Raw genomic sequence first — 26,874 nt, forward strand, 5'->3', positions numbered from 1 at the left:
TATGTCACAGCCCGTCCATGAATTCACCCTCGATGCGCTTGACTGGCATCCTTACGTCCAGCCTGTGGACCTTGCAAACGCGACCCCCGAGCAATTGTCGGCCCTGAAGGTCACCCCTTCCAATACCAAGGTATCGGCCTATGTCCTCGTACTCGCTAACGAGGCGGAGGCGCTGAACGAGCGCACCCCGCTCTTCAACGATATCATGTATAGTGAAGGCGGATTGTCACGCGGTGGGCGCGAGATCGGCGCGCTGGCGGCATCCTTCGTCAATCACTGCATTTACTGCGCCGCTGTTCACGCCAACCGTTATATCCAGCTGGAGAAACGGCCCGAGGTCGTGGACGAAATATACAAGAACGGGCTGGATGCGGACCTTCCTGATTTCGAGCAGGCGCTGTTCAATTTCGGTGTCGATCTGACCGCCCATCCAGACAATGTGGGGGTCTACCAATTTTATCACTTGCGGGAAATCGGTCTGGATGATCTTGAAATTCTCGATCTCATCCATTCCATCGCCATCTTCGGCTGGGCGAACCGGCTGATGCATACGTTGGGTGAACCACATCGGAAAGAATAAGTGAAGGCAACGGCAATCACGGGGACCGAGGCAGCTGTCCGCCCGTTCGGCGTCGCGCATCGCGATGTCCTCAAAATCGCGATACCAATGATGATCGCCTATCTGTCGACCCCGCTTGTGGGTCTTGTGGCGACGGGCGTCATCGCGCATATGCGAAACGAGGCGCTGGTGGGCGGGGTGGCGCTGGCCTCGGTTATCTTCGATGTCATCTTCGTGACATTCAATTTTCTGCGCGGTGCCACCACCGGCTTTACGGCACAGGCAATGGGTGCCGGTGACCGGGTAGGTGAACAGCGCATGTTGCTGAGCGGCCTTATCATCGCACTGGTGGCCGGTCTGTTGTTGCTGCTGCTCCAGGGCCCGATCGGTGCGCTTGGCATGAGCGTCATGGGCGCAGAAGGGATTGTCGCTGAAGCCGCCTCGACCTATTTCCACTGGCGAATCTGGTCGGCCCCCTTCGTTCTCTTCAATTTTGTCGCCTTCGGCTGGCTCATTGGCCGCGGTGAGGCCATGTGGAGCATGATCCTCCAGACGCTGCTGAATGGCCTGAATGCCGCCCTCAGCGTTCATTGGGTCATAGGGCTCGGCTGGGGAGTGGAAGGTGTTGCTATCGCCACTTTGGTTGCAGAAGCCGTGACCGCCGTGGCAGGCGCAGCTTTGATCCTGGCCAAGACCGATCGCTCCTCCTGGCGGCTTCCTGATATACCGGCGATCAGACGATCCTTTGCGGTCAACGGCGACATGATGATCCGCTCGTTCGCATTGCTGATCGGCCTGTCCTTCTTCACCCGCCAGAGCGGCTTCCTCGGGATCGACGTGCTTGCCGCCAACACCATTCTGCTGCGTTTTTATTTCTTCGGGGTCGCCTTCCTTGACGGTGTCGCTACGGCAGCGGAACAGCTTGCCGGCCGCGCTGTCGGTGCACGTTATCGGCCGGCCTTTGACCGCACGATCAAGCTGACGACATTCTGGGGCCTGATTTTTGCAGCGCTGGTTTCCCTGGCCTTCCTGGCCGCCGGGGATTGGGTGATTGCGCTGACAGCGCCCTCCGACGCCGTTGCGAGACTGGCCGATACCTACCTGATTTACGTGGTGGTCTTGCCGGTTGTCGGCATCATCGCGTTTCAGATGGACGGCGTCTATATCGGGTCCACCTGGTCTCGGCAAATGCGCAACCTCATGGTGGCATCCCTGATCATCTATTTCGCCGCCTGGGCGATCCTGCAGCCCCTTTACGGCAACGATGGCCTATGGATTTCGCTTCTCTTGTTTCAGGGCGCCCGCAGCATCGCCTTCCGGTTCATGCTTCCGAAACTTGCGGCGGCGACGTTCCGGTAAAGATGGGACAAAATGAGTTCCCCATCACGGCTGTTTCTTCCTTGCCAGATTGAGGAAGGCTTCCGACGCCCTCACCAGATCCTTATGTGAAACGTCGGCGCGGACAATCAAACCCTGCTCAATTCCGCCTTTGTCAACATTTGCAGGGGTATGGCCGGCGTTTTCCTCCGATCCCTGATCGTAGGTTTTGACCTTAATGATGCGGCGATCCACGCCGATGTTCTCCAGATATTGGACGGCGCGCTTGGCGCCTTCTTCGTCTTCAAAAAGTCCCGTAACGATTGGCATTGTTTCCTCCTTCCTCGCGTCCCGGCCTGATGGTGAACCACGGGCGTGCCTCATCGTTCCTTCACAGTGATCACGGGTTGTTGTCCCGATCGTGAGCAAAGAGGGGAACGCATCTCCGCAAGCGGAGTTGGGTGAGGGGTAGAATTGACATGGGGGCTCGAGACTTTGAGCGAAACAACTGTTCCGTACTGCGGACCAGCACCTGATTTCACCGACCTTGCATATGCATGGAACCTCGATCCGGTTCTCATCGCGATAATAGCGCTCGCAACCGTTCTGCTGTTTGGGACAGCGACCCAACAGGGGTCTTTCTTGCAGTGCGCCGCCATAATCTGCATTCTTGTCGTTGCGTTCGTATCGCCGCTTTGTGCGCTGACGACGGCACTTTTCTCCGCACGGGTTTTCCATCATTTCATATTGATTGCCGTCCTTGCGCCATTGCTTGCGCTAAACCTTGAAGGACGCCTGCCGCGCTTACCCTGGCGGCTCCCAGCCCTGACGGAAATTCCGTTTCTCGCGCATACCATCGTCTATTGGGCCTGGCATCTGCCGCCGGGTTATTCATTCGCGCTTTCAAACTCCCTTGCTTACTGGGGCATGCAGCTCGCCTTGATTGTAACCGCTGTCTGGCTATGGAGGACGATGCTCGTCTCTGCCGGACCGGGAAGGAGAATTGCGCTCGCACTTGCAACGATGGCGCAGATGGGCTTCCTCGCAGCCATCCTGACATTTGCTCCTTATCCGCTTTTTGCAGAGCATCTGCTCACGACCGAGTCTTATGGGATGACAGCGCTCGAAGATCAGCAGCTTTCGGGCCTCATCATGTGGACATTCGGTCTTGTCCCCTATCTCGTCGTTGCGCTTTCCTCCGTCCGGACCATGCTGCACATGACTGCATGGCGGGGGGTGGAATGATCGCGCTCTTCAAATTTGTCCATTTTTTAGCGATCTCTGTCTGGATCGCAGGCCTTGTCAGTCTTCCCGGTCTCTACGTGCAACGTGCGCATGTCCAAAACGATGACGATCGTTTCCGCCTGCAAAAGATCGTGCGGTTTTCCTATGTAAAGGTGTTGTCGCCAGCCGCTTTTTTCGCAGTCGCGTCCGGAACCACGCTTATTTTCCTGCAATCCACGTACTTATCATGGTTCAGCGCAAAGCTCGCCCTTGTGGCTATTCTTGTGTTTCTACACGTGCTTACGGGCTTGGTCATTCTCCGTCTCTTTAACGACGGCGAGATCTATCCTGTGTGGCGTTTCATTGTCGTCACGGCGTTCACCAGCATCATAGCCCTTGGCATCGTCTATCTGGCGCTCGCGAAACCGGAGATACCCGCACTGCTGCCTGACTGGTTCCATGAGCCTGGGGCACTAAAGCGTAACATCGCCCCCCTCATTCCTTGGGAGACACCATGAGGCCGATGCCGTGATCGAATATCAGCTTTCCGCCGTGCCAGCCCGCGAGCGCGGTAAGGACCGAAGCAAGGAGGGACAGGCCGAGCCCATGCGGCAAAATCTCGATCATGCCGAATGTCCTCCCTCCCCAATTGGCGCCTGCCACGGAGATCAGCGCTATTGCGGCCACACCATGCGCCCAGCTGGCAACCCGGGCGCGAATTCCCGCGACAAGAAGCAGTTCCGCCGTGCCGATGATGCCGGCTGCGACGCCGCTGAAAAAAGCGCCTCCAGATGCCCAGACTCCGGCGCGAACCCAGAACTCGTCTGCGGACCACCAATAAAGGAGGTCGCAAGCCAATGTCGTGATGACAAGGGCAATAGGGAAATGAACGGTCATTGCGTGCAGTGGATGGCCGGCAACGGCGATTGCGGAGTCCGTCGTCTTCTCCTCCACCTTGGAGATGACCGGGTTGGGTGCGTCGCTTTTTTCCATCTGAAGTTTCCTTTTCGACCGCTAACCCGCGGGAGAAGCGCGGGGTTCCGTTTGATAGCGCTCATTCCTCTGCTTTTGCTGGTTTCCGCTTGCTCCGGTGACCTCTCGACACTGGCGCCGGCAGGCCCGGCCAGTCGCAAGGTCGCGCTGCTGTGGTGGGTAATGTTGGGCGGCGCCTGCGCAATCTTCATGCTGATTGCCGTTCTGTTGGCGTTGGTCTTTTTCAGCCCGGCCTCCCTTGCTCGGGTGAAAACGCACCATTGGCTGATCGGCGGCGGCATCGGGTTCCCCATACCGATCCTGACGGCCCTGGTGGCTTTTTCATTCATGCAAGGAGAATCCCTGCTGCCACAGTCCGGGAGCGATCCGCTTCGCATATATGCGGTTTCGCGCATGTGGAAATGGGAGTTTGCTTACGAAACACCGACCGGAGAAGTCCGCATTTCCGACGTGATGCATATGCCGGTGGGCCGTGATGTCATTGTAGAGGTCACCAGTGACGATGTCATTCACAGCTTCTGGGTTCCAAGGCTTGGCGGAAAGATCGACGCCATCCCCGGACTTTCCAACAAGATTGCCCTCAGGGCGGATCAGACCGGCACCTTCGGCGGCATCTGCGCGGAATATTGCGGTACCGGCCATGCCGGCATGAGTTTCCGCGTTGTTGCTCACACGGAGAGCGAGTTTTCAAAGGTGATCGGGGGTTTGGGACAACGCTGATGAATGATGTGCGCACACCGAAGAAACACTCGTCATTAAGGCTTCACCGCGAACTCAATGAGGTCTGGAGTTCGGGCACCGGATTTCGGCGTCTCGCAGCGGTCAACCACACCGTCATAGGCAAACGCTTCATGGTGACCGCGCTTGTTTTCTTTGCCATAGGCGGGTTCCTGGGCATGCTCATCCGGACACAACTGGCCACGTCATCAAACGCCTTCATGGATGCCGAGCAATATGCGCAGGTCTTCACGATGCACGGCACGATCATGATGTTTCTGTTCGCAATTCCTTTTTTTGAGGGACTTTCGATTTACGTCCTGCCGAAGCTCATCGGCGCCAGGGACCTCGCTTTTCCCCGCCTGTCCGCCTATGGCTACTGGTGTTACCTCTTCGGCGGCGGAATGCTGATTTTCGCCCTTATTGGCGGGGCTGCGCCTGCGGGGGGCTGGTTCATGTACACGCCGCTGTCGTCATCGCAATACAGTCCCGGGATCAATGCCGACATCTGGCTTCTTGGCATTACCTTCGTGGAGATTTCCGCTATCAGCGCGGCGATCGAAATCATCGTGACGATCCTGAGGTTGCGTGCACCCGGCATGTCCCTCGACAGGATGCCGGTCTTCGCCTGGTACATGCTCGTTGTCGCCGCGATGATGCTGATCGGTTTTCCGCCGCTGATCCTCGGTTCGATATTGCTGGAGGCTGAACGGGCCTTCGATATCCCGTTTTTTGACCCGCAACGCGGCGGTAGCCCGCTTCTGTGGCAACACCTCTTTTGGCTGTTCGGCCACCCCGAGGTCTACATCATCTTTCTGCCGGCGGCCGGAGCCCTGTCGACAATTATCCCCGTTCTGGCAGGAACGCGCCTGATTGGTTACAACATCATCGTTGCGGCGTTGATCGCCATGGCTTTCCTGTCCTTCGGACTGTGGGTGCACCACATGTACACGGTGGGCATCCCCCATGTGGCGCTGTCGTTTTTTTCTGCCGCGAGCGCGCTTGTCACCATCCCGACAGCGATCCAGATATTCGCCTGGCTTGGAACCATCGCAAGCGGCAAGCCGACGATGAGCGTTCCCATGCTCCACATCCTCGGGTTTTTCTGCGTGTTCGTCATCGGCGGCCTGACCGGCGTCATGCTGGCCATGGTACCCTTCGATCAGCAGGCGCATGATACACATTTTGTGGTGGCGCATCTTCATTATGTCCTGGTCGGGGGATTTCTCTTTCCCATGCTCGCCGGGCTTTATTACTGGGTGCCGCATATCAGCGGGCGCCAGCCCGTACAGCACCTTTCCAGGGCCGCGTTCTGGATGATCTTCATCGGCTTCAATCTCACATTCTTCATGATGCACCTGACCGGGCTGCTGGGCATGCCGAGGCGTGTTTTTTCCTATCCAGAGGCTTCCCCCTGGGAGTGGCTCAATCTTCTCTCCTCAATTGGTAGCTTCATAATGGCCGCGGGCTTCATGCTGGTGGTGCTGGACTTCGCGCTGCTGTTTCGCTACGGGCGCGCCTTCAGGCGCAATCCGTGGGATGCCGGTACCCTTGAATGGGCGATGCCGACCCCGCCAGCGGCCTATGCCTTTGCGTCACAGCCGGAAGTGACTGCTAGAGCGGACAGCCTTCCGATCAACCGGATCGCGGCGACGCTCGCCGCGGGTAAAGGGTACCTCGGCTTTGTGAGATCCAGGAAAATGGAGACCATGGGGACGGATGCCGTAACCGGTGCGCCGCTGCAGATCGTCGTGTTGCCAGGACCAAGCTTTCTTCCCTTGCTGACTGCCATGTCCACGGCCGCCTTTTTCATCGCATTGCTTCTCAAGGCCTATCCGGTGGCGGTTTTCGCTCTCGTCATTATTGCTTTGCTCTTCCTGGCGTGGACGCCGAACGATGATGCCAGACAGGAACGCGGACCCGTCGTCGCGCGTGGAGAAGAACGTTTTCCGCTTCATTACGAATGCGCCGATGCTCCGTCCGTCATGGCGGTGAAACTTGCCCTGATTGCGGATACGACGCTTTTTTCCTCATTGCTTTTCGGCGGGCTTTTCCTCTGGATTTCCGCTGGTGGCGAAAAGATCGTCTGGCCGCAGTCGATATCACTGCAGACGGTTTTCCTGTTGAGCGCCGCTGTAGCCGCCATCTTTGGCGCACTGGCGAGACATCTGAGAGCGGCTGTGACGATGGCGATCATCAGCACGATTGCCTACGTGGCGGCGATCGTCTGTGGTGCAATGGTGCTGCGGGAGGAATATACGGCGGTAAGCCATGCAATCCACGGCGTTTCGGCTGCGGTCAACGTTTATCTCCTTTTGCACGGATTTGTCGGCCTGATCCTTGTGGCATTCGGGTGTTGGCGTCTGTCGAATGGCTACGTCTCGGACCGTCGCCAAAACGACCTTCGCATAGGCACCCTCTGGCATGTTCACTTGCTTTTCGCGACAGGCATATCGTTTCTTTTCCTACAGACACTACGGTCATTAACGGAGGGAGGCTGAGATGCGCTATCGAACAGGCTTCAGTCTTGCTGGGCCCTTCATCACCTGGGCCCTGTGCTTTCTCACATTATATGCTGTGCAATTCGTCGGCTGTGCCTGGGGGTGGGATACGCGCTCCTGGGCCGGTGTTTCGATCCTTCGATCCGTACTGCTTGCTCTGTTCGGCTTATCGCTTTTCCTGCTTGTGCTGTGGATGAGGAAATTGCGGAGCAATCAAAAGTTGGGGAGCGATATCCTTTCGGTAATCTCTCATGCGGCAGCGCTCGCGGCGTTTGCTTCCACCGCTTTGGTTTTTCCCGGCGTGTTTTGGCTTAGCCTGTGTTAAGGCGATAACATCCGTCGCCGCATGTTCAAAGCTGCATCTGCGCTTCCAGCGGGCGGGACGGAAGCGGCGCGATGGGGTCAGCGGGGTGAACTCTGAGCCAGAAGTCTGGCAACCGCGTCGGCGTCTATTGCCTCGATGCGGTATCGATCGTGGGGTGTGCCACCTGTTGTTTCCGCGGCGACCATCGCATTGATCACCGTCTCTTCCACGCTCTGCACCACGGCCTGATAGACCGGATCAAGCACATCGTCATTGACCATGTCGATGCTCAACAACGGTCCGGCCTTATGGCGCATCGGGTGTGGATTGGCCGTCGAAAAAGCGAGAAAAATGTCGCCGGAACTATTGCCGCCGACTGTGCCGTTGCGGCCGATGCCTATCGCGCCGCGCCGCGCCAGCTTCCGCAGCTGGTGCGGCGCAAGTGGCAGGTCAGTGGCAATCACAACGATGATCGAGCCTCGTTCGGACAGCCCCGGGTTTTCTTGTTGCAGCAGTTTTCCTACGGGTAGGCCGCCAATTGTCAGCCAGTCCCGCTGGCCGTGATTGGCCTGCACCAACGCCGCGACGGTGAACTCCTTGTCGTCAATTGCGATCAGGCGCGAGGCAGTGCCCGTGCCGCCCTTGAAACCGTAGGCAATCATACCCGTGCCGCCGCCGACATTGCCCTCAGCGACCGGACCGCTTCTCGCAGCGTTCAACGCCTCCAGGACGTGCTCGACCGCGACGTGTTGGCCGTTGATGTCGTTGAGCATGCCGTCATAGGTTTCTGCCACCACAGGCATGATCCACAAGTGGTCGTCTCCCTCGTAGGTCGATGCAAATCGGTCAATCATCCATCGCACAGCGCTTTGATGGGCGATACCTACGCTGTGCGTGTTGGTAATCAGGACAGGCCCGACAAAGTAGCCCCCGTCCTCGATCCAGTGAGATCCCGTCATCTCACCATTGCCATTGAAACGATGAATGCCAGCGAATACCGGTACTGGTTCGCCCGCTGCGGCGTGCGGCAGTATCGCCGTCACGCCGGTACGCACCGGCAACTTGCGACCGGGGCGGGGTGTCTCTTCACGGATCGTCGAAAAGCCGACATGGATACCGGCGATGTCGGTGATGGCGTTGAGTGGGCCGGGCGTGCCGTCGAAGGCAATACCGAAGTCACGCGCGCGTTTTTTGCCTGCTGAGGTCGTCTCGCTGATCATTGGTCCCTCCGATTTTCAGGCAGCTTTCAACAAATGGTCAGTTTCACGTCGTTGTTGTCCAGGCTTTCTGTCAGATCTTCGCCCAGCGCCTTATCGGTAACGACGTGCGTGATGTCCCGCCAAGCGGCATAGCGCGCGGGGAAGAGGCGGTCGTGCTTGGAATGATCGGCGACCACGACGGTGCGCGCTGCGCGAGAGACCATCGCGCTGTAGACCGCGCCACACTCCAGGAGGGCGTCCGAAGGGCCGTCTGGACCCAGACCGCTTGCGCCAAGAATGGCGAAATCGGCGTAGAAGGAATTGAGGAATGACACGGCATAGGCACCGACCGTCGCGCCCTCGGTGGCGTGATAGTCGCCGGGGAGCATGACCACCTTGATTGTCGGGTTGATGGCAAGCACGGTCGCCACACCAAAGGAATGAGTGAGTACAGTGATGTTCTTCATCTCGACTGCTACGCGCCGCGCGGTGTGCACTGTCGTCGAGCCCGAGCCGATCATAAGCACCTGAGCGCCCTTAAGTATCTGGACGGCCGCCTTGGCGATCCTTTCGCGCTCGCCGACAAAGAGCGCATGGCGCTCGGTCACCGAAGGCTCGGTGGAAAGCGAACGCACGGCGCCGCCATAGGTGCGGTTGAGCAGACCCTGTTCGGTCATCTCGTCCAGATCGCGCCGAATTGTCTCTGTCGAGACGTCTAGGCGCCGGGCAAGTTCAGCAACGCGCAGGCTCGGTGCCTGGTTAAGTTCAGTCAGGATGCGCGACTGGCGCACGCTTTTCGGTTTTTTCATCGCGCCTCACTCCCAATGGCTTTCCAGCGCAAAACTCGGCCGCGTGGGGAACAGCTCAGTGCGCCGTGTTCAGCTGCAGCAGAGACGGAGGAATTCTTGTCGGCATAAAGGGCTTCGAGTGCTTTCATCGACCAAGTTGTGTCAGGAACACTCTGGGCGAACAAGCCCGGGGCGACTTTCGTCCCCGATTGTTTCATGCTTTGGCTGCGGCAGATAGCCGACCAACTCTTCCGTGGTCATCACGTTGGCATAGATCATGTGCAGTCTGGTCAGTTCACTGACGTGGAGTTCCATGGAGCCTGCTGCACACGCGTCATCGACGACGATGACGTCGAAGCTCTCGTCAGCGAGGCTGCGGACGGTGGAAGATATACACTGGTCGGTAAAAATCCCGGCGCAAACAACGTGGGTGATGCCCATATTGGTCAGCACAAGCCTGAGATTCGTGCCCGTCAGCGCGCTGTCGGTGGTTTTGGTGACAACGATCTCACCGTCCTGGGGGGCAACCTGCGAAAGTATCTGCGAAGCTTGCTCATCCTTCGGAAGCAAAAGATTGTTCCATCCCGGCTTCTTCTGGCTGAGGGAACGATCCCGGCCATCGGTGCGCAGACAAGCAATTCGCGCGAAAAACACGTCGAGGCCGAGTGCGCGAAACCGTTCTATGAGACGCCGGGTATTGGGAATGACGGTGTCATGCATGCGCTCGTGAAACGGCGTCCAGGCGTGATAGCGGACAAGATCATCACCAGAGAGCGTGTCGGGAGCTGGGCGATCGAGATACGTGTTCTGCATGTCGATGACGAGAAGCGCCACCTTGCCCTTTTCAAGCGTCGGATCGTCGGGTTCCGGAGCGCCCTGATAGTAGAATGAACGGCGGTCGGTTTTCCAGTTCATCGAGGCGTCCTCATGTATCCGCCTGACGACGGCGGACCAGCATGATGGCGAGACCGCCAGCCAGCAACAATATGGCAGCCGATACAGTGCTCATCGTGCCGAGCGCCGGCACCATTGGCGAATACCCGGCGACCATCTTCGAATAGAGCCATTTCGGGATCGTAGAGTCGACGCCGGCTGTATAAAGCGACAACGGAAAATTGCCCCAGGAAAGCAGGAACGCGAAGAGCGCGCCGGACCAGATGCCCGGCCACAGAATAGGCAGGGTCACCTCGCGCAGAATGAACCAGCGGCCCGCTCCGAGGTCACGCGCAGCCTCTTCCAGTGTTGGATCAAAGGAATAGACCTGGATGGCAATGACGAGCGTGACCACCGGAACGATCCAGACGAGATGCGCAATAACGGCCGTCTGCCAGCTCGGGTTGATGCCAAGCGCGTTGAACCACAGGAGGAGAGCGAGCCCCAGCACCGGCTGCGGAAAGAAGACTGGCAGAAGGATCGCCTTCTGGAAAAGCTTGCGCCCCTTCCAGTCGTAGCGGGCGAAGGCGAGCGCGCCGAAGAAGGCGAATATCACGGAGACAAGCGTGACGATGAAAGCGATCAGGAGGGAGTTCTGCACGAGAGCCTGAATCTCGAGCGAGCCAAGGGTCTTGCCCCACCATTCGGTCGAAAAGGCGTTAATCGGGAAGCCGAAATAGCGTCCCCTGGACAGGCCGGCCATCGCCCCGCAGAGGATAGGAAGGTAAACGGCAAGGACGACAAAGGATGTCCAGACCTTGACGAAGGCTCGGGCGCGGATTTGCGAGCGGGTTTCCATGTCTCACTTCTTTCCCAGAATGCGGTCGAGATCGAGCTTGGACAGAACGTAGAGGGCAAGCCCGCTGACGATCGCGACGAGCAGGAGGGCGAGCGCCGAGCCAAGCGGCCAGTTCTGTGCATACGTGAAAGCAACCTCGATATCCTGCGCGATGGTAATGACCGACTGGCCGCCGAGAATCTTGGATTCGGCGATCGCGCCGGCGCCGAGCACGAAGGTTAGCAACATGCCGATCAGGATACCGGGCATGGCGAGTGGCAGCTCGATCTCACGCCAGATCGTCAGCCTGTTAGCCCCAAGGTCGCGGGCCGCATCGACAAGGTCCCGGGGGATCATGGCAATGCCAAGCGACATCGGGAACAGCATGAAAGGCAGATAGACATATGTCATGCCGAAGAGGATGGCGCCGGGTGTGTAAAGTACCTCGGGTCCGCCCGAGAAGCCGAGCCACTTCAGGCCGCCGTCGAGCACCCCGTTCTTGATAAAGAACAGCACCCAACCGTAGAGGCGTACGTTTTCCGAGACGAACAGCGGAAAGACGAACAGCACGCCGACCAAGCCAGACCATTTGCCGAACATACGATTGAGACCGTAGGCGATGGGATAGGCGATCATCGCAAGCAATATGACTGTCGCAAAGGCATAGGCGATCGACCAGGCAAACGACATCCAAACGGTATTGGAAGGATCAAGGATCACCGTGAAGTTGGCGAGGGTAAAAGAGCGAAACACGTCGAAGCTCTTGGGCGTGGCGAAGGCATAGGCAGCTACCGTAAGAAGCGGTGCCAGAAAGCCAAGCAGCAGCAGGATCGTGACAGGAGCGGCCGCGCGCAGTCCTGCAGGGATAGACGGAAAATGCCTTTGTTCACCGGCCGCTTCAGCATGGGTCATGGTTACCATATCAGTCTCCCACCACGATCGCGTCGCGGGCGTCCCAGCCGATAGTGACCGTGTCGCCAGACGTGATGCCGGTCGCGGCGGCGCGTGCGGCCTCGACCAGATAGATCCGGTCGCCGGAATGAATCTGATACTGCATGCGCGAGCCGAGAGAATATTCGTTGTAGATCGTGCCGGAGATCAGGTTGTCGGCGCTCGACGAGCCGATGACGAAGCGCATTGTTTCGGGCCGGACGATTACGGTTGCCTTCTCGCCAATCGTTTGTGCTACCGGGGCTACAGTGATCGGCCTGCCGTCGGCGAGCGTCCACACGCCTTGGTGGCCGCGCCTGACTTCAAAACTGTTCACCTCACCAAAAAATTCCGCGACGAAGCGCGTTGCCGGCTTGGTGTAGATTTCCTCTGGTGTGCCAATCTGAACGAGGCGGCCACGGCTCATTACCCCGACGCGATCAGACATGACCATGGCTTCCTCGAGCGAGTGGGTAATGTAGACAAAGGTCTTCCCGCTTTCGCGGTGCAGGTCCTTCAGCTCCTTTTCCAGAACTTTCTTCAGTTTGTAGTCCAGCGCCGACAGCGGCTCGTCGAAAAACAGAACGTCGGGGTCATAAGCAAACGCGCGGGCAAGCGCCACACGCTGTTTTTCGCCGCCCGAGCAACGCATCACGTTTTTGGAGTAGTAACTCTCCGGCAGGCGCACCATGCGCATGAGTTCGAGAGCGCGGGCCTTACGTTCGGCGGCCGGCATTTTGCGGACCTTCAGCGGGAACTCGATGTTCTCGCCGACGCTCTTGTGCGGGAAAAGCGCAAGCGACTGGAAGACGAGACATGTCGGTCGCTTGTCGGACGGCACGTTATTGATCGTTTCGCCGCGCAGCGTGATATAGCCTTCTGATGGTGATTCCATGCCGGCCAGCATGCGCAGAAGTGTGGTCTTGCCGGACCCGGAGGGTCCGACAATGGTGACGAATTCGCCTTCTCTGATATCGACACTTATGCCATCTACCGCGGCAAAATCGCCGAAAATCTTTCGAACGTCGACAAGTTGCAGCACCGGTTTCGGCGTGGGATGGATCGGATCCTCGATTTTCGGCAAGACGTCGGATAGGGTGGGCGAGATCATCGCAAGGCTCATGTTCTGTTCTCCGTCGGGACAGGCTTTGCTCAGCCGCGCAGGCGCCTGGCGGCGGTCATCAGTTCCAGTGCCTTGTCATAGTCAGGCACGATGTCGTATTGCGCCGAACGCGCCATATCCTCCTCGAGGCTGTCCCATTGGATGGCTTCCATCTCGTCCTTGGTGAAGAGTTCGTAGCACTTCGGGTTGCCCATCTGGCTGACCGGGTTGAATGTGCCTTCAGCAAAGGCGACGGTGTGGGCGACGTGCGGATCCTGGACGTATTTCAGAAATTCCAGGGCGAGTGGCGAAAGTTCGGGATTGTTGACCGTCGAGGTGATCTCGATCCAGGAAATACCGCCCTTGCCATCCATCGGGCCCTTGAGTGGCGTAATGGCGCGCAAGTTCGTATAGCCGTCGGCACGCGCCGGAGAGACGGAATAAGTGCCACCGGTCATATAAAGGTCGATCTCGCCCGAGACGAGAGCCTGATTGAGTGACGCCATGTCCCCGACCATCTTGGCGCCCTTGAAAACTTTTTCTGCGGTTTCGGCAAAGGCCTTGAACTCCTCCTCCGTGTGCTCCCTGAAGGGGTCAATTCCGGCGATGAGGAAGATGTTGAAGACGTTCCAGTCGTCGGATTCCTGTATGCCGTACTTGCCGGTGATCGAGGCGTCGTTGAACAGGTCCCAGCCCTGTTCCTCCGCCGTTGCTTTGCTGACCTTGTCGGTGTTGACAACAAAGCTGTAGGGCCCGAAGCGCTGCGCCATGCCGAGCAGGTCCTTGCCGTCGTCGCTCATTGCCCAGCGATAAGGCGCCTTGAAGCTGGGGAGCATGGTCTCGAAATAGGGCTCGAACTCGGCGCGCGGCAGCGGCTTTATCAGCCCGGCCGGCCCCATCACCTTTCGGGCCCAGGGATTGTTGACGTTGATCAGGTCCCAGATTTTGGTCTCGCCCGCGCGCAGGCGGTTGATCATGGTCGGGTCGTTGGTCAGGCTTTCAGCCTTGACGGTCGCTGACTGGCTGGATCGGAAGGGATCCAGGACCTGTGCGGAATTGTAGCCTTCCCAGCAAAGGATATTAAGCTCTTTTTCGCGACCCGCAAAAGCGCGGGTCGCGCTTGCCATTGGGCCGGTAAAAGCGGCCGCACCCATCATCTGCATCATGTTGCGTCTGGAGATTTTCATCATAATTGTTCCCCTTTTTCTTGGCCGCTTCCGTGGCTCGTGGATCGGTTATGTTGGAACCTTGTCGTAAAAATGTGTGATTTACAACATCTATTTTCTGCTTCATGGTGCGGAGCGTGATTGGAGCGGTAGCACCCGGAGGCGAACGTGACTTTTGCAAAAACGCGGTGCTAAACGCCTAATATTACTGTGCATTTGTTTTGTGCAGGCAACGCCGGTCGTGTGCCGATGTTTTAATCTGACGCCTCAAATTAAAGCAGTGGCGGCACGTGAATTTGTGGAAATTACAACAAAAAAGTGAGTGGAACATGTTGAAGTCACTGCAAGGGAAAACGGTCATTGTCACCGGCGCAAGCCGGGGGATTGGCAAGGGCATAGCATTGCGTTTCGGGGAGGCCGGCCTGAACGTCCTCGTTGTCTCGCGCAGCCAGGTCGATGCCGACAGGGTGGCATCCGAAATCGGAGCCAATGGCTCGGGATTCGCGGCGGATGTGAGCGCAGAGGAGGGCTGCAGGGCGATGGTCGATGCAGCCATAACCCGCTATGGCGGCGTCGCGATCCTCTGCGCCAATGCCGGCATCTTTCCGGCGGCTAAGCTGGGCGAAATGACGGCAGCCGACTTCGACCAGGTGATTTCGACCAATCTTAAAAGCACCTTTTTCAGTGTTTCCGCCGTTTTGCCAGCAATGACGAAGGCTGGCTCAGGCCGTATCATCATAACCTCATCAATTACCGGCCCGATCACTGGATATCCCGGCTGGTCGCATTATGGGGCGAGCAAGGCGGGCCAGCTCGGTTTCATGCGCACGGCTGCGATCGAACTGGCGCCGAAGAACATCACGATCAATGCGGTCATGCCGGGCAATATCATGACCGAGGGGCTTGAGGACAACGGCCCAGACTATATCGCCGCGATGGCGGCCTCTGTTCCGTTGCGTCGTCTTGGCGCGCCGGCGGATATTGCGAACGCCGCTCTGTTCTTCGCATCTGAAGAGGCTGCCTACATCACCGGTCAGTCAATTGTTGTCGATGGCGGCCAAACTCTTCCGGAATCGCTCGGAGCGCTCGACGCGATGGGCTGAAACCGGAAGAAGTCCGGGCGACATCGTCGCCCGGTGTACCTGAAAGATTTCAGGCGGCTCAACGCGCGTTCAGGATGCTGTCCAGCGTAGCCGAAAAAAGATCGGCATCCTCATTCGAAAAACACAGTGGCGGGCGGATCTTCAGCGTTGCGCCATACTTGCCTGCTGCCCCGATCAGGATACCGTTTTGTTTCAATTTATTGATCACTGTCGTTGCGGACGCCGTGTCCGGTTCCCCCGTGGCGTGGTCGACAAAGTCGAGGCCGATAAAGAGGCCGGCCCCCCGCACGCCGCCGATGACTGGATGTCGGGTTTGTAAAGCCTGGAGCGATTGTTGGAAATGACCACCGACAGCTGCCGAACGTTCGATCAGATTTTCTTCCTCGATCACCCTGAGTACGGCATGGCCAGCGGCGGCCGCCACGGGATTGCCGCCGAAAGTATTGAAGTATCCGGTTTCCTCGCAAAATCTCTGGAGTAAGTCAGGTCGCGTTACGACGCCACCCATCGGGAAACCGTTCCCCATTGGCTTGCCCATCGTGACGATATCGGGCGTCACGCCGTGGCGCTCGAAGCCCCAAAGACTGCCTCCCGTCCGGCCAAAACCCGGCTGGACCTCATCGGCGATCAACAGGCCGCCAGCACGGTGCACCACATCTGCCGCCTCCCTGAGAAAGCCGGCAGGATCGGCGTAGATACCGTCGCTTGAGAAGATTGTATCAACGATCAAGGCGGCGAACTTGATGCCGCGCGATTTGAGTTCGTTAATCGCCTGTTCCACAGATGCGGCAAAGCTTGCAGCAACGCTCATGCCGTCACGGGGCGCCGGCGCCGGAATGACCGCCACAAAGGGTGCGGGCTTGCGCTTGCGCAGGGACGAGGGGGAAATCTCGGTCACCAGCGCAGTATTTCCGTGATAGGCTGCTTCGGTGACGACGAAACCTTCGGCGCCAGTTCCGATGCGGGCGATGCGCATGGCGAGGTCATTGCTTTCGCTGCCGGTGCAGGTCAGAACCACATTGCTGAGCGCCGTCGGGAATTTTGACAGAAGTTCTTCGCTGTAGGACTCGACGACGCGGCTGAGGTAGCGCGTGTGGATGTTGAGTTCGCCAATCTGGCGCGCGACGGCCTCGACCACCCGCGGATGGCAGTGGCCGACCGACGGTACATTGTTGTAGACGTCGAGATATCTGCGTCCGCCAGCGTCATACAGGTAGGCGCCCTGTGCACGCACCATCTCGATCGGCTGCTCGTAAAAGAGCACGGATGACGCTCCAAACGTTGCCTGGCGCTTGGCGACGCGCTGCGCAAGTTCAGCCGGGAAGCCCTCGGCACGGCTCGCATCAAAACGGTTGAGATCTAGAATTTCCTTGGTGGCGACGCTCATCGGGCTCTCCTCAACGGTGTTCGGCCAGATAGCGCTCCGCGAGCGCCACGGTGCCATCGGTATAGCCTGTGCCCATGGATTGGGCCGTCGGCGTTTCAGCATGGGAAGCGATCCACGCGGTGAGCTGCATGCGGCGAAGCATGATGAACATCGGCAGGGCCGCCTCATGTTGCTCATCAAGAGCGGTGACGCGCCGATAGCCTTCGAGCCAGGCGGCTTTGAGGTCGGGGATGAAAGGCTCATGTTCCATGAAGCTGATCGAGGCTGCAAAATCGTAGGCGTACCAGGACAGACCGCAATCATCGAAATCGATCACTCCCAGTCTGCCATTATCGACCAGAAGGTTGGCGGCGCGCATGTCGCAATGAACGAGGCCGAAGCGGTCCTCACCATAGCCGTAGGCGGAGGTCTGGGCTTCGAGCAGCTTGTGCGTTCTCTCTAAAACGGACTTGCCGCCGAGCGTCAGTCCGAGGGCGTCACGCCAGTCACCCCAATAGGCACCGTCCCCCAGAATTCGGTTGAAGCTCCATGTCTTGCGGACGAAGTTCTCCGGTCGCGTCCATCTGCGGCTGTGGGCGTGCAGTTTCGCATTGATTTCACCGAGTGTCCTGTACCAGTGGACAAGGTCGGACTCAGCATCTGGCTCCTTGCCCGCCATATATTCGAAGGCGACGGCATGGCGCATGGTTTCGCCGTCCGAGAAGACTTGAAGGAGGCTGCCGTCGTTTGCCGTGACTGGCCGCGGCGTAACAACCACCCCATCTTGCCGTAGCGCATCAATCCATGCGAGCTCGGACAGTATCTCCGCTTGGGTATGGTAGTCAGGGCGATGCACACGCACGATCAGATCGCTTCCAGTGGTCTCGTCAGCGATACGGAAGGTCGCGTTCTCGGAAATCGTCAGGAGCGTCAGGGTTGCATCCGGCGAGACGCCCCATACTGGTGAGAGGTCCTTGAGGCCTTGTCCCAACCTGGAAAGAAAATCTGTATGATACAACATTTATCGCGCCCGTTTTGATCATGATTGGCAAATCCAACAATATTAATGTTGGAATTGCAACATTTAATCCGAACCAATCGATGTTTTTGGATCTTCAAAGCTGCTGCTCGTCGCGACGTTCGCGACATCATCGGAAGGCTGATGAACATCAGTGGCGTGGTGACGACCGCCCGGCGTCCGGTCGCCATCAGCGGCCGCCTCGGCGCTCCGGGGGCGATCGATCAGGGTCGCCGCTTCGAGGACCCTTGGATACTGCTCTTTCCTCGCTCTGCCTGCGGAGGCAGCGATCAAGCCGACCCAGCTGACGCCCGTCGCCTAAATCAACTCAGGCCCCGAAGCACATTCTTCTGATCAAAAACCCAGGCCGAGCTGCGATTGGTCCTCGTCTTCAGCCTCTTTGTCATTGGTGAGCGACGACAGCGTTACCCCAAGGAGCCGGACCGGCCGTTTGAATGGATAGACACCGGCCAGCAGGGTATTGGCCGCGTCTAGAATGTCTTCGGCGTTCGAATAGGGGATGGCAGTTGTCCTGCTCCGCGTCGCCTGGGTGAAGTCGGAATATTTGATTTTCACGGTCACCGTCTTGCCGCTGAAACCCTTGGCCTCGCAATAGGACCAAACCTTTTCGGCAAGTGGCCGGAGTTCCCTGGTTGCGAGCTTGAGGTCATCGATGTCCGCGGTAAATGTATCTTCCGCGCCGACCGACTTACGCACCCGGTCCGGCCTGACCTGCCGCTCATCGATGCCACGGGCGATGCCATAGAAGTACGGACCTGACTTTCCGAAATGCTCAACCAGAAACGGCAGGGATTTTGCTTTCAGATCCGCTCCGGTCTCGATACCAAGCCGGTGCATCTTTTCCGCCGTAGCCGGGCCGACGCCATGGAATTTCTTGACTGCGAGCTGTTCGACAAAGGCCGGACCGTTCTTCGGCGTAATCACCGCCTGACCGTTCGGCTTGTTCAGATCGGACGCCATTTTGGCCAGGAACTTGTTATAGGAGATGCCGGCCGAAGCGTTCAGCCCGGTCACCGCCTTGATCCGGGCGCGGATTTCCAGAGCGATTTCAGTGGCAATTGGCATATCCTTGAGATTTTCGGTGACGTCGAGATAGGCCTCATCGAGCGACAGAGGTTCGATGACCGGCGTATATTCCGCAAAAATCTCGCGTATCTGCTGTGAGACGGCGCGGTAGACTTCAAATCTTGGTTTCACGAAGATCAAATCCGGGCATTTTCGAGCCGCCGTGACCGACGGCATTGCCGAGCGCACCCCAAATTCCCGTGCCTCGTAACTTGCTGCTGCAACGACGCCACGGGCAGCCGCTCCGCCAACAGCGAGGGGTTTGCCGCGCAGTTCAGGATTGTCGCGCTGCTCAACCGAAGCGTAGAAGGCATCCATGTCGACATGGATGATTTTCCTGACGGCTGAGGCGGTGGTGAGGTCCATTGCAACCAAGTTCGCGGAGAGAAACGAAACAAGAACATAGCAGCTTGCGACGTGACATCCAAGTCACCATTCGCAGTTCGGGTCATAATGGTGTTGCCGGAACGGAAGCGACGTCGTCTGATTACAATGGGTTTCAGAACCCATACATTGCCGAAATCGGTCAGGGCGGCATCCCAGGAGGCGCGGACAAATTTGCGAGGATCGTGTGCCGTGCAATTCACTCTCCTTATGGCGTGTCCATGCTGTGAGGTTAAGATTCAGTTTGGCGGCGTGCCGATGAACCTGTTCATGATCACGATTGGCACGACATAGCCGTTGTCCACCATGAGGATCCGCGAGAGCACTCTTACACTCTTTTGATCATCAGGGTGATCGGCGACAGAGGCGTCCCGCCATCTGGACGATGGCAGGAAGCGCGTTATCGATGCGTTTGCTGAAATTTCGCGTAGTACTCGTCAGCCATCTTACGGAGCGATCGGCCAATCGCCGCGTACTCGTACTCGTTGAGATTGGCAAGCGACGCCCGACCAGAAGGGTGCTGGGTTCCAAAGCCGCGTCCCGGCAGCAAAACGATTCCGGTCTCATCGGCAATTCTGAACAGCAACTCGTTCGGCGAAAATTCGTGTCTGACCCATGCTGCAAACTCGTCGCCAAAAAGCCGGCGGGAAATCTTCTCAAGATCCAGCAAGGTATAATAATCGACCGAATTTTCGTCGTCGGGAGTGTCCAGGCCGAGCTCAGCGTAGAGGGCTGCCTGTCTACGCCGGATAAGTCGCTTCAGTGTTTTCTTGTAGTTGTCGTTTTCGTCCATAAGCGCGAATAACGAAAACAGCACCGTTTGGACCTGCTGAGGCGTTGAGAGCCCTGCGGTGTGATTGAGCGCCACGGTACGGCTGTCAGCAACCAAGCGGTCGATAAACCTCAATGCGGAAACGTCTGTGACAATCGATGAATACCGCCTGTCGAGCGACGCTTTGTCTTCCTCCGGCAAGTTCCTGATCGCTTGATCGATCACGTTGTCCCGTCTTAATGCGATGGTTCCCAGCCGCCAACCCGTAGCTCCGAAGTATTTCGAGTAAGAGTAGACCAGGATCGTGTTTTTTGGGCAGACGGAGAACAGCGATTTGAAGTCGTCCGCGAAAGTCCCGTAGACGTCGTCGGTTAATATCATCAAGTCTGGCCGATGATTGTCGACGATGTCGGCGATCTTTTCCAGGCTCCGTTGATCGAGCTTTACCGATGGAGGGTTGCTTGGGTTGATGCAGAAAAAGATCTTGATCGAGGGGTCTTTAAGCTTTTCGAGTTCGGAGTCCGGATACTGCCAGCCAGCCTCTGGGTCCGCACTGATCGAAACCTCTTCAAGCCCGTATGCGTCCAGTTGTGGAATCTCGATATACGGCGTGAACACAGGCATGCCGATAGCCACCTTGTCCGATTTTTTGATCAGACGGTTTTTCTGCAGCGTGTCAAAAACATACGTCATTGCTGCCGTTCCGCCCTCAGTGGCAAAAACGTCTATGTCCTGGGGCGATATTTGTCCGCCGATCATCTCTTTCGCTAAATACTGACGGACAATCTGTTCACTGACACGCAGCATGCGCGGCGGAACAGGATAGTTGCAGCCCAATATGCCTTCCACCATCTCGTGGAGGAAATCGGAAGCGGAAAGTCCGAGCTGGTCACGCACGTAACTTATGGCGCGACCAAGAAACACGACGCCTTCCTGGTCTCGATTGTCTGAGACGAAGCGTTCGAATCGCGCTTCGATGCCTTCTATGCGCGGTAAGCCACCCAGGTGCTGCTCCATGTAGGAGTATGAGAGCTCTGATTCCGCAACAGCGAATAGGCCGAGCCTGAAAAAGCCTCGCCGGGGCAGGGTTGCCAGAAAATTCGGGTTGCCGCGTCCCGCGTTCAGCATTTGTTTTTCTTTTTTCGTGGACGCCAGTTTGATGAGCTCGTCTTTGAGTTCGAAGGGGCTGAGTTTTGCGAACTGACTGTAATCGTTCATACTTCTCTCTCCTGTCTGTTAAACGAGTGCCACCACGAGTGGGCCCAGCAACGTCAGGAAAACGTTGGCAAGTGCATACGTTATGGCAAAAGGGGTCGTGGGAATGGAGTTTCCCGCTTTATCGAGGATTTCTCCGAAGGCGGGATTGGCGCTTCGAGATCCACTCAGAGCACCAGCGAAAACCGCGACGTTGTCGTACTTTAGAAGGTAGCGACCAACGAGCATTGTTATCAACAGCGGGAGCACCGTGACGACGACGCCTATTGCAAATATCGAAAGACCACTTTCGGCGACGGTGTGTACCGCTTGTTGACCTGATTGTAGGCCGACCACGGCCACGAACCCTGCCAAACCGAGATCTCTCAGGAGAGTTGATGCGGGTGTTGGCATGTTGCCAAGCGTCATATTGCGGCTGCGATACCAGCCAAATACGAGACCGGCGAGCAAAGCCCCGCCGCCCGCGCCAAGCGTCAGCGGGACTGAACCGATCCTCAACACGAGAAGACCAACCAGCAGGCCGATGGCCACACCAAACCCGTGGTATACGAAGTCTGTCTTGTCACTGGGAGTTATGACGCTGCCAACTCTGTTCGAGAGGCGCTGTAAATCCTCCTGTACTCCGTGCACGGTCACTATGTCGCCGGCACGTATAACAGTATCGTTGGTCAATTCCAGTTTCACACCGGCCCGAGTTACCTGGATCACGTAGATCCCATGGCGCAGGTCTTTGCTTCGATCCAATATCCGGGCAACGGTTTGGCCGGCGAAGTCCCTGTCTTTTACGACGATGTCGCGCGTTGTGACCACGAGTTCCAGGCCTTCCGCCGTGGCCACCTCCCTGCCGATCAGGTTTTCAAGACCGACGACGCCCACACGACGTCCGACTATCAGTACGAGATCACCGTTCTGCAGACGAAGCTCGGGTTCAACGCCAACCAGAGCGCTGCCGCGTTTCACGCGTTCGATCGTGATGGGCCCTTTTGTCGACAATGCTTCCAATTCGGCAATGCTTTTCCCAGCCGCACCCTCGACCCTGAATATCCGTCCGACGAGGTCCGGAAGGGCAGGTGCTTCACCGACGCCATATACTCGGGCGCCCTTGAGCATCTCTGCTTCCGCTTTCACGGCGTCATCCCGTATCCCCCGTTTCATGAACCAGGGAAGAATATTCACGCAGACGATGATTGCTCCAAAAGAACCAAATATGTAGGTGACCGCGTAACCGATCGCGACGTTCGCCTGGAGCCTCTGCGTCTCATCGGCGGCAAGGCCAAGTTTTTCAATAGCGGAGCTCGCCGTTCCGATAATGGCCGATTGTGTCAGTCCCCCGGAGGCAATCCCCGCGGCGATGCCCTTATCAAGGCCTGTCAATTTTGCGAGCACGACCACGGTGGCAAGACCGCTGATCGCAAGAACCGCAGCCAAGATGATCTCTCGTATAGATTGTTTTCCCAAGGAGCGGAAAAACTGCGGCCCGCTTTCAAAACCGACCGCGTATATGAAGAGGGCAAAGAGAACGGATTTGATCCCATTGTCGATTTGAACTCCCACCTGGCTTAGCACGACCGCTACGAGAAGGGAGCCCGCGACGCCTCCGAGCTGAAACCTGCCGAACTGGACCTTTCCGATCCAATAGCCAAAAGCCAGGGATAAAAAGAGCGCGATTTCAGGGGATTGGCGGAAAATTTCGGCAACGAACGACATTCGACATCCTCTCAAGATGTGTAATCAAGCGTACAAACCGGCCGGGCTAGAGCTACGCGCATGACGAGCAAATTGTCTAGGGAATGCCCTGCAAAAATCCCCTACAGGAAGATCGTGGTTACCAAAACATGACGGCTAAGCGGTCTGTGCGACCAAATGCAGCGATCGAAGCACAGGAAAACGTATCAGTAAGTATTTTAGCAACCAAAAGTTCCATGGCCTGTTCGTTTCGCGAAGCGATTAAACAACATCGTCGACTGATCGCGAGCGAAGAGACTGACCTGAAATGGCGTGAGCCTCTTGGAGCGGCAGTTCATTTCGAGATGCGGAACGAAGCAACCAAGGCCCTTGAAAGTAGCTGAGACAAGTGGGCACCCCGTCGGAACCACGTAATTTCGAGTGAAGATTCATATCACGGTAGTCCATAGAATATTGCGCCGACAGCTCTAATTAAAGATCGGACAGCGCGAATGTTATTGTTCCATCCGAGACATCAGATTTCTCGGAGACACCGTAGATAATTGTTGTGACAGATAATTAAGAATAACGGCGTATTATTTTCCAAGGCCGAACCTTGGGAACAGTGTCATGGCATCCATTCAGCAGAAGATCATCTTTGCGGGCGTGGCAATATTTGCAATAGCCGGGGGCACCGCCGGGGTGGGGATATGGTCGGCATCGACGCTGACGCACAACTCTGAAAACGTAACCCGATCGGCTCAGATCCTTCGCAACCACATGCAGGCGGACATGATGCATGACGCCCTGCGCGCAGATGTGTTTGCGTCTCTCCTTGCTTCCAATCCAGCGGCCGGCGTCGCATTCGACAGCGTCAAGGCCGATCTTTCAGAACACGTTGCGTCATTTCTCAAAATGATTGCCGCCAACAAAGCGCTTGCAACGGATGCGGCCACCCAGACAGTACTGGCCGGGGTCGAGAAACCCTTGCTCGCCTACATTGATAGTGCGAACAAGATCGTCGGTACGGCAGAAAAGGATCCGATCGTCGCCCTGGCGGCATTGCCCGATTTTATGAAGCAGTTCTCAGCCTTGGAAACCGCCATGGAGGAGACGGGCGACCAGATAGAGCAAGTGTCGGAATCTATCTCCGCCGAAAGCGCCCAGACAGCCGCTGCCATGCAGGATGTGCTGCAAGCTCTTCTCGGCCTGGCAGGATTGTTTTCGATCTTGCTCTTTGTCCTGTTCCGCCGCACCGTGAGCAAACCCATCCTCGCGCTCTCTGCCGACATGACAAGGCTGGCTGAGGGTGAGACCAACATCACCTGCGCGGGTACCGGACGGAAAGACGAGATCGGGACGATGGCGGCGGCTGTCGAGGTCTTCCGCAAGGCGGCAATCGTCAACAGGCAGCTGGAGGAGGACGCGGAGCGTGCACGTGGGCAAGCCGAAGCTGACAGGCTCGAGGCGCAGCAGCAGGCTGAGGCCGATGCCGCAGAACGGCTGCAGGTGGCGGTATCCGGTCTTGCCAATGGTCTCAAAAGACTGTCCTGCGGTGACCTTTCCTTCCAGCTCGATGAGCCTTTCGCTCCGGATTTCGAAGCCCTCAGGCATGACTTCAACACGTCACTGAAGCAACTGGGTAGGACGCTGAGCGCGATTTCCGAGAGCATTACGGTCATCGACAACGGCACGCGGGAGATCGCATCCGGTGCCAACGACCTCTCGCGTCGAACGGAGCAGCAGGCTGCCTCGCTGGAGGAAACTGCTGCTGCCCTAGATGAGATCACCGCCAATGTGACCAATGCCAGCAGACGGACAGAGGAGGCACGCGGGGCGGCGACGGAGGCCGATCAGAGCGCCTCCCGCTCGGCTGCTGTGGTCAGCCAGGCTGAGGAAGCCATGCAGCGCATCGAGAATTCCGCGCAGCAGATTTCCAATATTATCGGCGTGATCGATGAGATCGCCTTCCAGACGAATCTCCTTGCGCTCAATGCCGGCGTGGAAGCTGCCCGGGCCGGCGACGCCGGCAAGGGTTTTGCGGTCGTTGCACAGGAGGTGCGCGAGCTGGCGCAACGTTCCGCGACGGCGGCAAAGGAGATCAAGACATTGATCAATACATCCACCGCCGAGGTCGACGGCGGCGTGAAGCTTGTGCGCGAGACTGGGGTGGCACTCAAGGAAATCGGTGAGCGCATCTCCGGCATCAACCGGCATATGGAAGCCATCGCGACGGCGGCCAGGGAACAGTCGACCGGTCTTTCCGAAGTCAATAGGGCGGTCAATACGATGGACCAGACGACGCAGCAGAACGCGGCGATGGTCGAGCAGTCAACGGCGGCATCCGCTGCGCTCGCGACCGAGGCGAGAAAGCTGCGGGAGCTCGTCTCGCAGTTCCACCTGGAGGCGGCCGGCTCCGTTACTTCTGCAGCGCTTCGACAAACCGCCCGCGCCATGGCAGAGCCAGCAGCTCGCGTTGTGCCCGTCGTGGCAGCCGTTAGGTGACTCTTTTACGGTCTTTTGGGGCATCCTAACTCAAGCGCAAGCGATATATCGGCCGGCTGGTCGAAACCATCCGGCCTGCCGAATGCCAAAAACTATCTCGAGAATACAGGGTGAGGCGAAATGCTCTAAGGCGAGCTGGCCGCGTATTTTACCGCAGGCGCTGCGCCGCATTGGCCTGCGCCTCGCGGATGAGGCCGGAATACATATTCTCCTTGCCCGGGTACCATGGCATCGCGCCGATGGAGCCGAACCCGGAAATTGTTTCCATATGCGCGACCATCCGGGCACGCATGCGCTCGTCCGGAAGCGGGCCTGTCATCGCCTGGACATTGTCACTCATATGGTCAGGGTTTGACGTACCGCAGAGCACGCTCGTAACGGCGGGGTGTGCCATGACCCATTTCAGAAAGAACTGCGCCCAGGTGGTCGCTCCAAACTCGGTTGCGAATCCGGGAAGCGGTTGCCCCTCGACGACCTTCATCAAACGTGCCTTTTCCAGCGGTAGATTAATGAGGACGCCAACGCCCTTGTCGGCGGCGGCTGGAAGGAGGCGTCGCTCCGCATCGCGATTGAAGATCGAGTAGTTCGTCTGAATGAAATCGACATCGTCGCGTTGAACAATCGCCAGCAGCTGGTCCTGTGCCGCCGACTCGTGATGGGTCACGCCGACATGTCGTATAAGACCTTCCTTCTTCCATGCCTTCATCAGCGGAATAACGACCGGCGCATTGGTGATGCTGTGGCATTGCATCAGGTTGATCGTGTCACGCCATGTCCGCATGCGTGATTGCCGAAAGCTTTCAACGGCATGGCTTTCGTCTCCGAGATATTCTCCTGTCGACCAGACCTTGTTGGCGAGGAACATCTCATCCGATCCCTCAAATTCGCCCATGAACTGACCGACGCTGACCTCCGCCGAGCCGTAGAGAGGCGATGTGTCGACCACGCGACCGCCTGCAGCGACGTATCGCTCAAAGACCTGTCGCAGGGCATCGCGGCGATCCCCGGGCTTTAGATCAAATGTCAGAAAGGTGCCGAGACCGAGGGCTGTGACCCGTTCCCCGGTGCGAGGCAAGGTCCGGGTCAGCACCTCCGGGTTCGAGGCAGATGCGGCCGACGACACGTTCGTGCCTTGAGCCTGCGCGGTAGTGCTGCTGGCGAGTGCAAGTCCGGTTGCCGCCGCACCCACCGTGCCGAGAAAGCCGCGACGATTGATCTTTGACTGATCCATGGGAGATTTCCTGCTCGA

At 57.8% G+C, this 26,874-nt stretch carries 23 protein-coding genes; 8 read left to right on the forward strand and 15 right to left on the reverse strand.

Annotated elements, in window-relative coordinates:
* Position 1 precedes the first annotated feature (1 nt).
* Together BLU28_RS09320 and BLU28_RS09325 are read left to right on the forward strand one after the other, a co-directional pair.
* Positions 2–580 (forward strand): peroxidase-related enzyme, encoded by a 579-nt coding sequence (locus BLU28_RS09320; protein ID WP_004445999.1) that lies wholly within the window; start codon positions 2–4, stop codon positions 578–580.
* Complete coding sequence (locus BLU28_RS09325; protein ID WP_077985855.1) at positions 581–1,918, forward strand: MATE family efflux transporter; 1,338 nt, start codon at positions 581–583, stop codon at positions 1,916–1,918.
* 24 nt (positions 1,919–1,942) lie between these two features.
* Here the strand turns inward: BLU28_RS09325 and BLU28_RS09330 are convergent, their stop codons facing one another.
* Positions 1,943–2,206 carry a hypothetical protein gene (locus BLU28_RS09330; protein WP_077985854.1) on the reverse strand — a complete coding sequence of 88 codons (264 nt, stop codon included), beginning with the start codon at positions 2,204–2,206 and terminating at the stop codon, positions 1,943–1,945.
* Between the two features lie 312 nt (positions 2,207–2,518).
* Here BLU28_RS09330 and BLU28_RS09335 point away from each other — a divergent pair, with 312 nt between their 5' ends.
* Together BLU28_RS09335 and BLU28_RS09340 are read left to right on the forward strand one after the other, a co-directional pair.
* Positions 2,519–3,121: a cytochrome c oxidase assembly protein gene (locus BLU28_RS09335; RefSeq protein ID WP_234794399.1), complete on the forward strand. Its 603-nt coding sequence runs from the start codon at positions 2,519–2,521 to the stop codon at positions 3,119–3,121.
* Positions 3,118–3,618, forward strand: a complete 501-nt coding sequence (locus BLU28_RS09340) for a CopD family protein (protein ID WP_034497460.1) — start codon at positions 3,118–3,120, stop codon at positions 3,616–3,618. Before BLU28_RS09335 ends, BLU28_RS09340 begins: the two co-directional genes overlap by 4 nt.
* On the opposite strand, the gene BLU28_RS09345 is transcribed toward BLU28_RS09340, so the two are convergent.
* Complete coding sequence (locus BLU28_RS09345) at positions 3,596–4,093, reverse strand: DUF2231 domain-containing protein (RefSeq protein WP_004445991.1); 498 nt, start codon at positions 4,091–4,093, stop codon at positions 3,596–3,598. The two genes, BLU28_RS09340 and BLU28_RS09345, sit on opposite strands and share 23 nt — an antisense overlap.
* Before the next feature lie 51 nt (positions 4,094–4,144).
* On the opposite strand from BLU28_RS09345, the gene coxB reads away from it, so the two are divergent.
* Together coxB and ctaD are read left to right on the forward strand one after the other, a co-directional pair.
* The gene (coxB, locus tag BLU28_RS09350; protein WP_162699273.1) at positions 4,145–4,813 is read left to right on the forward strand and encodes a cytochrome c oxidase subunit II; all 669 of its coding nucleotides are present in this window, start codon (positions 4,145–4,147) and stop codon (positions 4,811–4,813) included.
* Entirely contained in the window at positions 4,813–7,311 is a 2,499-nt protein-coding gene (ctaD, locus tag BLU28_RS09355; protein WP_077985851.1) for a cytochrome c oxidase subunit I, read from the forward strand. Before coxB ends, ctaD begins: the two co-directional genes overlap by 1 nt.
* A 402-nt stretch (positions 7,312–7,713) precedes the next feature.
* Here ctaD and BLU28_RS09365 read toward each other — a convergent pair whose 3' ends face one another.
* The 7 genes from BLU28_RS09365 to BLU28_RS09395 form a co-directional block, all read right to left on the reverse strand.
* Complete coding sequence (locus BLU28_RS09365; RefSeq protein ID WP_077985850.1) at positions 7,714–8,835, reverse strand: DmpA family aminopeptidase; 1,122 nt, start codon at positions 8,833–8,835, stop codon at positions 7,714–7,716.
* 26 nt (positions 8,836–8,861) lie between these two features.
* On the reverse strand, positions 8,862–9,623 hold the full coding sequence (locus tag BLU28_RS09370; protein ID WP_004445980.1) for a DeoR/GlpR family DNA-binding transcription regulator: 762 nt from the start codon (positions 9,621–9,623) through the stop codon (positions 8,862–8,864).
* A gap of 141 nt (positions 9,624–9,764) precedes the next feature.
* The gene (locus BLU28_RS09375) at positions 9,765–10,517 is read right to left on the reverse strand and encodes a cysteine hydrolase family protein (protein WP_077985849.1); all 753 of its coding nucleotides are present in this window, start codon (positions 10,515–10,517) and stop codon (positions 9,765–9,767) included.
* 10 nt (positions 10,518–10,527) lie between these two features.
* Positions 10,528–11,334: an ABC transporter permease gene (locus BLU28_RS09380; protein WP_004445974.1), complete on the reverse strand. Its 807-nt coding sequence runs from the start codon at positions 11,332–11,334 to the stop codon at positions 10,528–10,530.
* A gap of 3 nt (positions 11,335–11,337) precedes the next feature.
* Positions 11,338–12,234: an ABC transporter permease gene (locus BLU28_RS09385; RefSeq protein ID WP_077985848.1), complete on the reverse strand. Its 897-nt coding sequence runs from the start codon at positions 12,232–12,234 to the stop codon at positions 11,338–11,340.
* Position 12,235: 1 nt separating this feature from the next.
* On the reverse strand, positions 12,236–13,366 hold the full coding sequence (locus tag BLU28_RS09390; RefSeq protein WP_077985847.1) for an ABC transporter ATP-binding protein: 1,131 nt from the start codon (positions 13,364–13,366) through the stop codon (positions 12,236–12,238).
* 29 nt (positions 13,367–13,395) lie between these two features.
* Positions 13,396–14,535 carry an ABC transporter substrate-binding protein gene (locus BLU28_RS09395; protein WP_077985846.1) on the reverse strand — a complete coding sequence of 380 codons (1,140 nt, stop codon included), beginning with the start codon at positions 14,533–14,535 and terminating at the stop codon, positions 13,396–13,398.
* Positions 14,536–14,840: 305 nt separating this feature from the next.
* On the opposite strand from BLU28_RS09395, the gene fabG reads away from it, so the two are divergent.
* The gene (fabG, locus tag BLU28_RS09400) at positions 14,841–15,614 is read left to right on the forward strand and encodes a 3-oxoacyl-ACP reductase FabG (protein ID WP_077985845.1); all 774 of its coding nucleotides are present in this window, start codon (positions 14,841–14,843) and stop codon (positions 15,612–15,614) included.
* Positions 15,615–15,672: 58 nt separating this feature from the next.
* Here the strand turns inward: fabG and BLU28_RS09405 are convergent, their stop codons facing one another.
* The 5 genes from BLU28_RS09405 to aspT all read right to left on the reverse strand — a co-directional run bounded on the left by BLU28_RS09405 (position 15,673) and on the right by aspT (position 23,162).
* Positions 15,673–17,001: an aspartate aminotransferase family protein gene (locus tag BLU28_RS09405; RefSeq protein ID WP_077985844.1), complete on the reverse strand. Its 1,329-nt coding sequence runs from the start codon at positions 16,999–17,001 to the stop codon at positions 15,673–15,675.
* A gap of 10 nt (positions 17,002–17,011) precedes the next feature.
* The gene (locus tag BLU28_RS09410; protein WP_004445964.1) at positions 17,012–18,001 is read right to left on the reverse strand and encodes a phosphotransferase enzyme family protein; all 990 of its coding nucleotides are present in this window, start codon (positions 17,999–18,001) and stop codon (positions 17,012–17,014) included.
* Between the two features lie 351 nt (positions 18,002–18,352).
* Complete coding sequence (dinB, locus tag BLU28_RS09420; RefSeq protein ID WP_077985842.1) at positions 18,353–19,450, reverse strand: DNA polymerase IV; 1,098 nt, start codon at positions 19,448–19,450, stop codon at positions 18,353–18,355.
* A gap of 418 nt (positions 19,451–19,868) precedes the next feature.
* A complete protein-coding gene (locus tag BLU28_RS09425; RefSeq protein ID WP_077985841.1) occupies positions 19,869–21,458 on the reverse strand; it encodes a bifunctional aspartate transaminase/aspartate 4-decarboxylase in 1,590 nt (529 codons plus the stop codon).
* Positions 21,459–21,476: 18 nt separating this feature from the next.
* A complete protein-coding gene (gene aspT / locus BLU28_RS09430; protein ID WP_077985840.1) occupies positions 21,477–23,162 on the reverse strand; it encodes an aspartate-alanine antiporter in 1,686 nt (561 codons plus the stop codon).
* A gap of 588 nt (positions 23,163–23,750) precedes the next feature.
* Between aspT and BLU28_RS09435 the strand changes: the two genes are divergently transcribed.
* Entirely contained in the window at positions 23,751–25,625 is a 1,875-nt protein-coding gene (locus BLU28_RS09435) for a methyl-accepting chemotaxis protein (protein WP_077985839.1), read from the forward strand.
* Positions 25,626–25,773: 148 nt separating this feature from the next.
* Here BLU28_RS09435 and BLU28_RS09440 read toward each other — a convergent pair whose 3' ends face one another.
* The gene (locus BLU28_RS09440; protein WP_077985838.1) at positions 25,774–26,856 is read right to left on the reverse strand and encodes an aldo/keto reductase; all 1,083 of its coding nucleotides are present in this window, start codon (positions 26,854–26,856) and stop codon (positions 25,774–25,776) included.
* Between the last annotated feature and the right edge of the window lie 18 nt (positions 26,857–26,874).

The organism is Agrobacterium pusense, assembly GCF_900102105.1.
GTDB lineage: Bacteria > Pseudomonadota > Alphaproteobacteria > Rhizobiales > Rhizobiaceae > Agrobacterium > Agrobacterium pusense.